Below are 12,156 nucleotides of genomic sequence, written 5' to 3' on the forward strand. Positions count from 1 at the left end.
CGCTGCACACTGATTTTACTTCTTCTAAATAATACTATCTATCACAACTTGGTATTAAATGGTGCGATCGCCCTACTGGTAGGAGTTGTTTAAGTCTTGCCGCTGACTGCTGACCCCAAGGACTTTTCCAATTCGCAATTCACTTTTCTGTCCACCATAGTGGTTTCAAAAACACGCTATTCGAGTAGAGGTAGTTGCACCCGTTGTCCCCGTAAATACATTCGAGGCGGGGAACGGGTATTGTTTTACCCGCAAAACTGAATTGGCTCTGCTGCCATTGCAGTTGTAGACAGTGTTGATAGAGCGAGTTGGCTTGTTCAAGAGTTAAAAAATCGGGGTAGTAAGTGATAGGTAAAACTGGGGTTGATTCACCAAACAAATTGAGTTGTTGCATAATCTTGTTCTCCTTCTTTTTGAGTCAGAATTCTAGAAACATTGCAATCATGCTGCTGTACAAGTTTTTTGAGTTGTGTAACCGGGGAATAGTATGCTGATAACAAGCAACTAACCACTGTATTTAGCTTTTTAATCAAGCGATCGCTCCTTTGCTGCCTTCTAATGACAAACCTGTAATTTTTGCATTTCTCATTGATGAGTTAGAAGAACCTATCGGTAAAAACGTTAAAGAATCGTGCAACTCTAAAAATACTATTATTACGAATTTTGGAGCGAGGCCGATCGTAAGCGTCAAGTCGTCGAAGTATATTTCCAAGTGGTTGCTGAAGCGGATTGATTGATTTTAGTTTAGTTATTTGTTGCTTGCCAACTGTAAACCTTTGCTATACAGCCAATTGATAAACAAGTCATCAATAGCACTGCTCAACCTGGGCGGCGCTCAGGTGTTTGGACAAAGCAAGCACCTGTATGAAAACCACCATGTAAAAGCACAGTAAAAAGTGAATTTTAGTCTTGCCTTGGGCGGTAATGCTGAACATACATTTGGTACGGAATATCACCAACAAAGAATTCTATTTCAGTGTATGAATGTATTCCTCTCATATCCATCTCTCTTATTCTAATTCGCTGCTGGACAGACTGATGAAGCCACATCCATCGGTTTGGGAATGACTTTTTATTCCACCATCCAATCTGCAACTTCTTGAATCTCAGCAATTACCTTCGGTTCTAAAGGCAGCACTTGTTCGGGAGGACGGTTAGCTACTACTCGTTTAATAACAGCAGGCGATAACCCCATCGCTTTTTCTAAGATGGTGGCGGACTTTTCGGGATTATTAGTTGCCCAATCTCCCTCTTTTTTGAGTATATCTACAATTGCCTTTACAGCTTGAGGATGTTCAGCTAAAACGGAGCGGCAAACTACATAGACTCCATAGCTGGGAGCAGGATTATTCATCAAGGATGCGACGAGCATCATAGTGCTCTTCTGCTGTTGAAAGCCCTGGGTCCCAAATTGACCAAGCATCTGATTTCCATTTTTGGCAAATTGAGTGACTACTGAAGCTTGGGGCTGACTCCCAGCAGATGCAGCAGTCGATTGTATTATTTTTAGCAGAACCGCAAGCAGTTGTGAGCAAACTTGAGCCAAAGGCAAGCGCGAAAAATAAAAGGTTTTTTTCTAAGAAGAGGCAGGAAGAGTATTTTTCTGATGTATCTTTATCTTCTTATTAAGTTCGTGGGTCATTTATCCTACCTTGGCTAACGATTATTACTTGTAAAAATGGTCTGCGTCCTTGACTACATGACGATAACATCTTAATAATTGTTGTGCAGCGTCTCCCTTAAGAGAAGCAACTGCCGTGCCAAGAACACAGAGAGAAGGAAAAAATGCTTGCCACGTCCTTGACGATAACTTACCATTATCTGCTGTAGAAGTTGACTGGAGACATCAAGCATTGATTAAACTAACCTCCTGTAAACTTGATTCTTCTTGCTGAATACGCGATAAGGCATAAGTTAGAAGTAAACGCTCCTCAATGTTATGTTTTGCATTAGGACAAGGTGCTATTCCTTCCAACCAACTTTTAGGACAAGCACCGCCACAAACTGGAAGCATAGGGCAGATAGAACAGAGGTATTCGCCTTGACGAACTCGGTCATTAAAATTACCTAAGCGATCGCGTTTACCAGGCATCTCTTTGCCGGATAGGTGGTCAATGGCATATTCATTAGGTGTACCATAGGTAGGTACGTAAGATATCTCAGTACAATTGAAAATATTGCCATCTAATTTTTTATGCATCCTCGACAAAGCATCATTGAAATATTTTCAACTTTTGTGCAATTTGATGCCGATCGCTTCAGTCGTTGGACGACAGAATCAAGGTAACGTCGCAGTATCCAAAGTTGTCTCAACCCCACGTCTCATAAAACTTCGGAACATTTTTGGGCTTTATATTGGTATAAATTTTGGCTTATTCCTGAATTGCCGCAGCCGAGGTTTACGAAAATTTGACAACCAATGGTTGTCAAAACGTGCCAGATGAGAATTTGACAACCAATTGATCACAAATTCTGCACCTGAGCAAACGCCAAGTTAGACGCAAGTCCTTCATGCCCTAGGATTGCTACCAGGTTCAGTCCTTATGCGATGCCTGCGGCGGGCTACGCCTACAGATAAGTAACATGTATTCTAGGTTTGATAAAACTCTCTGGTAATGACTGCATCCCCAGTTATGAACTATATCGTCAGTACTTCTCAGTGCGTTTAGGGTAAGTTATGGTTGACCAGCACATTTTCTCTGGAAGTCTATCTAAAGAAGCCATCTCTTCTGTGACACGGGAAGGCGACGGCGAGTTGTATCAAGGACTGAAGGAAGAAAAGTTTTGTTATGTACTCAATTCCAGACAAAGCGGAAAGTCCTCTGTCACAACTAGCTATCCATAGGATTTGTCCTAACCAGTATGGCAGCTGCTATAGCTTCCGAGCGTTGACTATATCCGGATGTTTTTTTTTACGTGTATGTCCAATATTCGTAATGCCCTGGAAATCGTGCGTTGGCTAATCTCTTCATCCCATAACTGTGCCATTTCGCTCTGGGTTTTATCCCCATGCTGTTTCACAAAGCTGCGAAACTTCTCCCAATCGGTAATTTTGCTGCTTTGCTGCGATGCTTTCCTTGGTTTGGGTTTGACATCACCCGTTTGGGCTTTGCGCTGCAACCACAAGTTAAACGCAAGAGCGACTAATATTGAACAGAAGGCTTGCTTCACACTTTTTGAGACCGTCCAACTCAATCGCTTGTATCACTTTTTGCCGGAAATCATCACTATAAGCTTTAGCCATTGAAATGAAGTAGACGCGATCACAACTCTTTTCGTTTACGTCCTAATCTCGTTGGCTAGAGCTATAAAAGAGCAGCGTTCTTAGCACAACTGGATAACCCAAAATCACCACATCTGGTCTATGTTGATGAGTCTGGTATGGATGAACGTGATAGCTATGGCTACGGCTACTCTCCTATTGGGGAACGCTTCTACGACCTCAAATCAGGTCGGCGACAAGGTCGCATTAATATGATTGCTGGGTATCGAGCGGGGCAATTGATTGCACCATTTACTATCGAGGGGGCGTGTAACCGTACCGTGTTTGAGACCTGGCTAGAAACTTGTTTGATTCCGGTCTTGCCTCCCGGTGAGTGGGTGATTGTCGATAATGCTACATTTGATCATGGTGGTCGGATTGCTTCATTAATTGAAGCCGTAGGGTGTCAGCTAGTCTACCTCCCGCCCTACTCGCCAGACCTCAATCGCATTGAAAAGTGTTGGGCATGGCTGAAAACTAGGGTTCGTCAGTTGTTACCCAAATCCGATAATTTACCTGATCCAATAGAAACCGTTCTCAAGCAAGCATCGTCCTAATTAATATGGCTACGGCTATATAAACTATGCTCAGTCATTAAATCATTTTATAGCAAATTCAGATTGATCAGTAAATGAATTAAAAATCCGAAGATTAAATAAAATCAAGAGAATAATAAATGAGAATGCGATTACGCTAATAATAGATGAAACAAAAGATAGGAAAAAAGGTAAAAAGACTGCGGCAAGTGCAAGACAATATCTGGGAAGTGTCGGAAAGTAGAGAATGGGATAGTATCAGTCAATGCTTATGGAGTTTACTCTAATATAACTTTTCCATTAACTGTAAAAGTATTCAAGCCAAAAGGGACGCTAAAAATAGAGGATAAATATAAAACCAAAATAGAGTTAGCGTCATAAATTATTATAGAATTGATTGAAGATAACTTTAATATTGAACTGTTAGTAGCAGATAGTTTAGATGGTGAAAGTAGCCATTGAATTATTGCAATGAATCAATTTAAACCCTCTTATGCATTGTCAATGAAGCAATAACTGAGAACGTGAATAATATAATTATTGTCCATAGCAGTCCGTTTCATTTTTTGTCTGAGACTACGTTTATAGATCTGTTCGCGGTTGAGGGCATTGAGAGCGATGCATCCAAAATTACTTGCACTGTGGAATGAACGAATGCGGCAGGCATCCTCAGCAAAAGTACAATCGAGAGTCCAATGAGGCTGGTTTTCAATACTCCAATGTTTGCGAATAGCCCGACCGATAAGTTGAGCATCACTGTGCAAAAAAGTCAAACAAAATTTAGATATCTATCTTTAGATATACTTCATTAAAATGCCTAATTACGCAGTATCCGTCGCATGGTGGGTTGACTAAAATCTATTAAGATATGTTATAATTATTGTTGTACTTCTGATTTAGCAAGCAGTAACTTATTTACAACTTCAAGCTGAAATCAGTCTATTTTATAGATAAATAGAAAACCAATTCAAGCAACTCTAGAAGAGAAGTTTTTTACAACAAAACTATCTTGTAATAAATTTTTAATTTTATTACGAGTAACTCAGAAATATTTAAATTCTGAATCTTCAGTTTTTACTAATATTGTCATATTAAAATACTAAACATTAATTTGACTAATACTCTGGATTTTCTAAAGATAAATATAGATAGTGGAGTTAATTAAAAGTTAGCTAAATTTGGCTATTGGGTGAGCATTTCCTACCCAATACTTCAGTTCACTGTATATTGTACCTACTCGCAAACCCCGATAATTTTACAAGGAGAATAGAATTTGTTAGGAACAACTTCAGCATCCAAGAAGCTTGCCCAGATGACCTATGGCTACTGGCAAAGCCAGTGCCTTTATGTGGCAACAAACTTAGGTATACCTAACCTCTTGCAGTCGGGACCAATGACTGTAGAAACGATCGCAAAAGAGACTTCCACAAAAGTAGAAACTCTCTATGTTCTTCTCCGTGCTTTAGCTCATCTAGGTGTGTTTGTAGAAAAGCCCGGACGTGTATTTGCAGCGACAGAACTCTCAGAACACTTGATTACAAATGCAGAGCCTTCTCTTGGACATTTCCTGATGCATATTATAGAACCCTCTATGTGGGATGCTTGGAGAGAATTAGGGAATTCCTTGAAAACAGGCGAAGTTGCTTTTGAGAGAGCACAGGGCAAGAATTTCTACGAATTCTTCATGACAGAAAATCCCGATAGTAGAAATCTGTTCAACAATGCCATGAGCTTTTTAACGAATCAGGCAATTGATTCGCTGTTTGAGGTCTATGATTTCGGTCAATTTAATACAGTTATGGATGTTGGAGGCAATCAAGGCGCACTAATTGCCCATATTGTCAAAAAATTTGGCTGTAAAGGCATATTGTTTGACCTACCGCACGAGATTGAAACAGCCCCTGCTTTCCTCGCGAGGCAAGGAATTGATGAAGATGCCGTGCAAGTCATTGGTGGTAATGCATTAGAGGAGATACCAAAGGGTGCAGATGCGATCATAATGAAGTATTTCCTCTCCGTATTCAGTGTTGAAGATGCAATCAAGGTATTAACTCGGTGTAGAGAGGCTCTCCCCAAACAAGGTAAGGTAGTACTTCTACAAACACTAGTTCCACCGCGTGGTGCGCCGGTAGAATATCCAGATGGGACTATCCCAGCTCTTGCAGCGGTTCAGATGATGGTGACAAACCCGGGGGGTTACTGGCGCACAGAACAAGAATATAAGGAGTTGTTTGAAAAGAGTGGCTTTCAATTAGAAAAAGTCATTTATACAGGAACTAGCTTGACAGTGATGGAATTTAAGTATCATGAAGTTATACAGGAGTAAGAATTTTCACCCAAGTCGAGTAGGAAATAAGCAGCCACCTGCGTCCTATTTCCTACTCGACTAAATTCAAAAATGGTTCGATAGTACCTTGAGAAATATACTGTTTGGTATATTTCCTAATCCCACCTTTTGCTGCTGCCTTTTGATGACGAAAGCTTCTTATATCCGTCTTGAGAGACAACAAATTCTAATATTAACGGGATTACTTTAGAACTATTAGAACAAATAATTACTAGTGTCATCAATATACGAAAATACTGGTTTTTTTTTGTTTTTAAAAGTTTTGCTCCAACAGTGTGGATAGGAAATTTTACTGGGGCAAAAATATTTTGTTCTACTATTGCTATAAGTAAATTATTTTTCAAAGACCAAAACCCTGATAAATGTTTAACAAAGTATGTTGAAAAACGCATAAATATGTTGACGCAAATTAACCTAAATTTGTTAAAATTTGTAAAAATGGTCTAACCTTATACATACCGATAAAATAATTTTATCACTCTAAAAATACCATGCCAAATCTTCCCATTTCTATTTCAAAAGACATGAAGTTAAGGTTTTTGCAGGATAATGAAAAAACCTTTATAAGTAATGAAAAAGAATTACCTCTAGTGATTGAGCCAGTAAAGGAAAAATATTTTGCAGTTTTGAAGGGATTACTCAATGAAAGTAGCGACTGGTTTAATCAACAGCTAGATACATACGGAGCCATTTTATTTCGAGGATTTGAAGTTGAGGATGCAGAGCAATTTCAAAAAGTGCTAGAGCTACTGAATGTACAATTGGAGTCAGTTTATCATTTTGGCAGCGCTCATCGTGTACGAATAACTGATAAAATTTTCACCTCTTCTGAAGCTCCACCAGATAGAATCATTGCTCCTCATAATGAGCTGAATATGGTACCGATGCGACCGAGTGTACTCGCTTTCTTCTGCCAAGTTCAGCCAGATATATATGGCGAGACTCCCATCATCAATACCGAAAAGTTATTTGATAATTTATCTCCTAGCTTACAGTACAAAATTGCTAATTTCCCTCAACGATTTGTGCGATATGTTCCTAAGCATCTATTAGAGATTGTCTTCGAGGGTCTTTTGCAAGAGGAAATTACCAGACTTCTTCAGAAACAAGGATTTGATTTTAACTGGCAAGAGGATGGCTCTATTTATTTTGAATGTTCTTATATTACTTTATTTAGTCATCCAAAAACGAGTAGGCTCTGCTTTTCCCTTAGCATTGTTGATTCTTTAGTTAGTAGAGAATGGTATCGAAACATTGGGCAACGGTATTCATTTTGGAAAAGGCTCTATTACAATTGGCTACCAGCGAGCTTGTACAAAAGATTTCAACAAGGATTAACAACAGCAGCAACTGTTGTCGATAGTTCACAAAAACGAACCAGTACTCTTAACACATATTTTTTGAACGAGGATGGTCAAGATACTGAGATGACGCAAGCAGAAGCACAAGAATTAGGCAAATCTGAATGGAAAAATGCATCTGTCTTTAAGTGGAAACAAGGCGATATTCTTGTGGTGGATAATCTACAGGTCGCTCATAGTAGACTCAATACTAAACTTAAGCGAAAGATACTTACGGCTTTCGGTAATATGTGCAATATTCGTGATCTGAAACCAGCTTCATTAGCAACCCATCGCATGAGCATGGACGTTTAGAGGCTTGGCTTAACCCTTTCAGCAACGAAGCCACGCGCAGCGTCTTCGATAGAAGAAGGCATCGTGTTATTAGCTTAAATTTTCTTAGGACTTACGCACAGGTAACGGAAAACGAACCACAGAAGATGCAGAGGTCACGGAGAAATAAGAGTTTAAGAGGGTTTTTGCATAAGTCCTATTTTTAAGTCGCAATTGTTTTCTTATCCATTTTATTGAAAATAATTTTATTTAAGGATTAACAACTTCAATAAGTGCTTCATGAATTACATCTTAACTGCTCCCATCTTTTTAAATTAACAATTAAAGCAGTAATCCTCTCAGCATCATAAATTGTATAAACTGCGTTTCTTTTCAATTGATAGCTAAATAAACTGAGATTTACGCTCTTACATTTTTTTAATCATTATTTGCTACTTCAATAAAATAATAATTTACAAAGACCTATGAATAATAAATCCTTAAATATGAAAGCATTACTTCCTGGAGAAAATTCGGAATTCAAAAGACTGAAAGATTATTGGGAAAAACAGTTAGCCGGAGAATTACCTTTACTGGAATTACCTGCTAGGTTGCCTCGTTTTCCTCTAACAGCATTTAATGGTTCTTCCTTGAGTTTTGTGATTAGCAATAAATTAACTCGCTCACTAAATAAACTGGTAAGTAGTCAAAGTGTTAGCCTTGAAAACCTTCTTTTAGCAGCGTTTAAAGTTTTGCTTTACCGTTACACTAATGAAAAAGATATTTTGGTAGGATTGATACTAACTCAGTCAGATAAATCCGAATCTGAAAGAGTTGTTGACAATTTTGCTAACAAAATAGTTGTTTCACGGGATTTGATTTCAGAAGGTCTTTCATTTAATAAGTTCCTGAGTCAGGTTAATCATACGGTTTTAGAAATAACAGAGTATCAAGATTATCCGTTTGATTTATTGGTAAAACAATTAGAGTCAAAGTCTAACTCAAGTCATTCACCTATTTGTCAAGCTTCGTTTGCTTTTCAGAAGACAAATGAACAGGAGAATATATCAGAATACGAGGAACTAGCCCAGCCAAAAGTAGAGTTTGAGTTTGATTTAAGTTTGGAAGTCATCCAGTTTTCTGAATCATTGCTAGGTTATTTTAAGTACAATAGCAATCTGTTAGATGCAGTGATGGTTGCTCAGATTAATGAACATTTCCAAAATTTACTGAAAAGTATTGTCTCAAATCCAGAACAATCAGTAGTTCAATTACCATTGCTGAGTGACAGGGAACGAGAGAAAATACTGGTTGATTGGAATGCAACTCAGACCGATTATGACCTGGGGATCTGTCTCCACCAATTAATTGAAGCACAGGTAGAGCGAACACCAGATGCGATCGCAGTCTCTTTTGCAGGAGAACAGCTTACCTATGATGAACTGAATAGAAAAGCAAATCAACTAGCGCACTACTTACAAACACTGGGAGTTAAAACAGAGGTATTAGTAGGTATCTGTATTGAGCGTTCTTTAGAGATGCTAGTAGGACTTTTGGGTATTTTGAAAGCTGGCGCAGCTTACTTACCCCTAGATCCATCCTATCCACAAGAACGCTTGGAATTAATCTTATCTGATTCTCAGGTGTCATTATTACTGACTGATAATCAAAAGTTATTTGCTGATGATGAAAAAAGGAAAGTTGTCTGTTTACGTACAAACCTGGAAAATATTGCAACCCATAGCAAAGACAATCCTGCACCATGTGCAACGGCTAAAAGTCTAGCTTATGTTATTTATACCTCCGGCTCGACTGGTAAGCCGAAAGGAGTAGAAATTCCTCACGGCGCTGTGGTCAATTTCTTAAAATCCATGCAGTATGAACCCGGAATAACAGCGTCAGATATACTTTTGGCAGTGACTACAATATCATTTGATATTGCTGCCTTAGAGCTATATTTACCCCTAATTACGGGGGCTAAGGTGGTATTAGCTACTCGAAAAGTAGCCAGTGATGGTAGGCTGCTCAGAGATATTATTGATACTACTGGTGCTACAGTTATGCAAGCCACACCAGCTAGTTGGCGGATGATGCTTGCAGCTGGATGGAGTGGTTCTCCTCAATTAAAAATTCTCTGCGGTGGGGAAGGTTTAACTAGTGACTTGGCACAGCAATTATTAGAAAAAGGTGCTGCTGTATGGAATCTGTACGGACCGACTGAAACGACCATTTGGTCTACTGTCTTTCAGGTAGAAGCTGCGAAACTACCTCATGCGCTAGCCCCCATTGGTCGTCCCATTGCCAATACACAAATTTACATATTAGATTCTCACCTCCAACCAGTCCCAATAGGAGTTATTGGGGAATTGTATATAGGTGGTGTTGGAGTTGCACGGGGATACCTCAACCGTTCTGAACTCACTGCTGAACGGTTTATTGTTAATCCTTTCTTATCTAGTTCTTATTTTTACAAAACCGGAGATTTAGTTCGTTACTTCCATGATGGCATCATTGAATACGTTAGTCGAATAGATAATCAAGTAAAAATTCGGGGTTTTCGGATCGAACTTGGGGAAATAGAAAACACTCTTTCTACTCATCCACAGGTGCAAGAAGCGGTTGTGATTACCCAATCTGATCGACCAGAACAAATACAAATAGTCGCTTATCTCACTGTTCAACAAGGGCAACCAACGCCTGATACCCTGCGTGATTTCCTCAGACAGAAGCTACCAGATTATATGGTGCCAACAGCTTTTGTTATATTAGACAAATTACCCTTAACTCCTAGTGGAAAAATAAACCGTCGCGCTTTGCCGAAGCCAACAGTTTCTAGCTTTACCCAGCATAATGAATTTGTCGCACCACGCAACGATACCGAACGGGGACTGGCAAAAATCTGGTCAGAGATTTTAAACATTCAGCCAGTAGGTATTAAAGATAATTTCTTTGAAATCGGTGGAAATTCTCTTTCAGCAATCCACTTAATAGCTGCAATTGAACAGCAGTTTGCTAAGGAATTACCCTTATCAGCAGTCCTCACCAATCCCACCATTGAAGAGTTTGCAAACCTTCTTGATATTAGTGGATATACTTTTGATCGCTCCCTCCTGATCCCCATTCAACCAAAAGGTAACAAACAACCATTTTTCTGCGTACATCCCGCAGGAGGTCATGTTATGTGCTATTTAAAACTTGCACAGCATCTAAGTAATGATCAACCGTTTTATGGTTTGCAAGCGCAAGGGTTTCATGGAGAAGAAGAACCATTAACGCGAGTTGAGGATATGGCAAACCTCTATATCCAAGCAATTCAGAAATTTCAGCCTCAAGGTCCGTACTCTATTGGAGGATGGTCATTTGGGGGAGTTGTGGCGTATGAAATGGCGCAGCAATTACACAAACAGGGACATGAAGTTTCTTTGTTGGCAATAGTAGATTCTTATATTCCAATTCTCTTAGATAAAAATAAAAAAATTGACGCTCTATATTTGGTTGGCGTTCTTTCCAGGTATTTTGGCGGAATGTTAGGTCAGGATAATTTGATAATGCCTGATGAAATCAACCACTTGAGTATTAACGAACAAATCAACTACATTCTTGACAAGGCGGTAAAAGTTAAGATATTACCGCCATCAAATCAAAGTCAACAAAACCGACGCATTCTCGATGTATTAATTGGAACTCTAAAAGCAACTTATTCCTACGTGCAACAGCCATATCCAGGAAAAGTCACCGTATTTAGAGCTACAGAAAAGCATATCATGGCTCCTGATCCAACTCTTGTGTGGGTGGAATTATTCTCTATCATGGATGCAGAAGATATTAAAATTGTTGATGTTTCCGGTAATCACTACACATGCATTTTGGAACCTCATATACAAGTCTTAGCAGAACGCTTGAAACCATATATAGCGGAATTCTAATCATCCATCCGATTCTCTAGCAATTACACACGTCCGGAATATTTAATAGTGGTCAAAGGGGACCCCAGCAACATTGATTAACTTTGTCGTTACTACCGCCAAATCTGTGTCCTATGTTGATTCCAGGAATTTCTGAAGCAATAATACGCTATAACTCTAACGCCTCATTTTGATGCACAGTATGGACAGTTCATCCTTTAATTATGCAACGCCAAGAAAACGGGGCAATCTGATTCAGGCAAAAGTAGAGGCTAGCGAAATTACACCACATCAAGTTAGTATTCCTTTTGATGCAGGTGGAATTACACCGACTTGTTGTAACTGTGCTTATGATTATGATGGTTGGTGCAAACATATAATTGCCACCTTATTAACCTGTTCACGTCAATTAGAGAGGATTGAAGAACGTCCAACGCTAGAACATTTATTAAACCGACCTCTTGCGATTTTTTAGTTCCGTCGAACTCACGTT

Annotated in this window: 10 protein-coding genes and 4 pseudogenes; 9 read left to right on the forward strand and 5 right to left on the reverse strand. The window is 39.1% G+C overall.

Annotated elements, in window-relative coordinates:
* Positions 1-139: 139 nt before the first annotated feature.
* Both Q0541_RS00275 and Q0541_RS00280 read right to left on the reverse strand, forming a co-directional pair.
* A complete protein-coding gene (locus tag Q0541_RS00275; protein ID WP_298904057.1) occupies positions 140-394 on the reverse strand; it encodes a hypothetical protein in 255 nt (84 codons plus the stop codon).
* A gap of 678 nt (positions 395-1,072) precedes the next feature.
* Positions 1,073-1,375, reverse strand: coding sequence for a hypothetical protein (locus Q0541_RS00280; RefSeq protein ID WP_298904059.1), 303 nt, complete (start codon positions 1,373-1,375; stop codon positions 1,073-1,075).
* Between the two features lie 107 nt (positions 1,376-1,482).
* Here Q0541_RS00280 and Q0541_RS00285 point away from each other — a divergent pair, with 107 nt between their 5' ends.
* Entirely contained in the window at positions 1,483-1,629 is a 147-nt protein-coding gene (locus Q0541_RS00285) for a hypothetical protein (protein ID WP_298904061.1), read from the forward strand.
* A gap of 217 nt (positions 1,630-1,846) precedes the next feature.
* Here the strand turns inward: Q0541_RS00285 and Q0541_RS00290 are convergent, their stop codons facing one another.
* Positions 1,847-2,200 (reverse strand): SPASM domain-containing protein, encoded by a 354-nt coding sequence (locus tag Q0541_RS00290; RefSeq protein ID WP_298904063.1) that lies wholly within the window; start codon positions 2,198-2,200, stop codon positions 1,847-1,849.
* On the opposite strand from Q0541_RS00290, the pseudogene Q0541_RS00295 reads away from it, so the two are divergent.
* Positions 2,195-2,383, forward strand: a pseudogene (locus tag Q0541_RS00295) (sigma-70 family RNA polymerase sigma factor); the annotation flags it as partial. The gene Q0541_RS00290 and the pseudogene Q0541_RS00295 sit on opposite strands and share 6 nt — an antisense overlap.
* Before the next feature lie 294 nt (positions 2,384-2,677).
* The gene (locus Q0541_RS00300; protein ID WP_298904065.1) at positions 2,678-2,845 is read left to right on the forward strand and encodes a hypothetical protein; all 168 of its coding nucleotides are present in this window, start codon (positions 2,678-2,680) and stop codon (positions 2,843-2,845) included.
* A 47-nt stretch (positions 2,846-2,892) separates the two neighbouring features.
* Here Q0541_RS00300 and Q0541_RS00305 read toward each other — a convergent pair whose 3' ends face one another.
* Positions 2,893-3,195 carry a hypothetical protein gene (locus Q0541_RS00305; protein WP_298904067.1) on the reverse strand — a complete coding sequence of 101 codons (303 nt, stop codon included), beginning with the start codon at positions 3,193-3,195 and terminating at the stop codon, positions 2,893-2,895.
* A gap of 111 nt (positions 3,196-3,306) precedes the next feature.
* On the opposite strand from Q0541_RS00305, the pseudogene Q0541_RS00310 reads away from it, so the two are divergent.
* Positions 3,307-3,819 (forward strand): annotated as a pseudogene (locus tag Q0541_RS00310) (IS630 family transposase); the annotation flags it as partial.
* A gap of 19 nt (positions 3,820-3,838) precedes the next feature.
* Positions 3,839-4,257: pseudogene (locus Q0541_RS00315) on the forward strand (transposase); the annotation flags it as partial.
* A 32-nt stretch (positions 4,258-4,289) separates the two neighbouring features.
* Here Q0541_RS00315 and Q0541_RS00320 read toward each other — a convergent pair.
* Positions 4,290-4,580 (reverse strand): annotated as a pseudogene (locus Q0541_RS00320) (ISAs1 family transposase); the annotation flags it as partial.
* A gap of 491 nt (positions 4,581-5,071) precedes the next feature.
* Between Q0541_RS00320 and Q0541_RS00325 the strand changes: the two are divergent.
* From Q0541_RS00325 to Q0541_RS00340, 4 genes are all read left to right on the forward strand, one after another.
* Positions 5,072-6,124 carry a methyltransferase gene (locus tag Q0541_RS00325; protein WP_298904069.1) on the forward strand — a complete coding sequence of 351 codons (1,053 nt, stop codon included), beginning with the start codon at positions 5,072-5,074 and terminating at the stop codon, positions 6,122-6,124.
* 512 nt (positions 6,125-6,636) lie between these two features.
* Positions 6,637-7,800 carry a TauD/TfdA family dioxygenase gene (locus Q0541_RS00330; protein ID WP_298904070.1) on the forward strand — a complete coding sequence of 388 codons (1,164 nt, stop codon included), beginning with the start codon at positions 6,637-6,639 and terminating at the stop codon, positions 7,798-7,800.
* 443 nt (positions 7,801-8,243) lie between these two features.
* Positions 8,244-11,684 (forward strand): non-ribosomal peptide synthetase, encoded by a 3,441-nt coding sequence (locus Q0541_RS00335; RefSeq protein WP_298904072.1) that lies wholly within the window; start codon positions 8,244-8,246, stop codon positions 11,682-11,684.
* Positions 11,685-11,865: 181 nt separating this feature from the next.
* Positions 11,866-12,138: an SWIM zinc finger family protein gene (locus Q0541_RS00340; RefSeq protein WP_298904074.1), complete on the forward strand. Its 273-nt coding sequence runs from the start codon at positions 11,866-11,868 to the stop codon at positions 12,136-12,138.
* Positions 12,139-12,156 lie beyond the last annotated feature (18 nt).

The organism is uncultured Nostoc sp. (genome assembly GCF_937863485.1).
Classification (GTDB): Bacteria; Cyanobacteriota; Cyanobacteriia; order Cyanobacteriales; family Nostocaceae; genus Nostoc.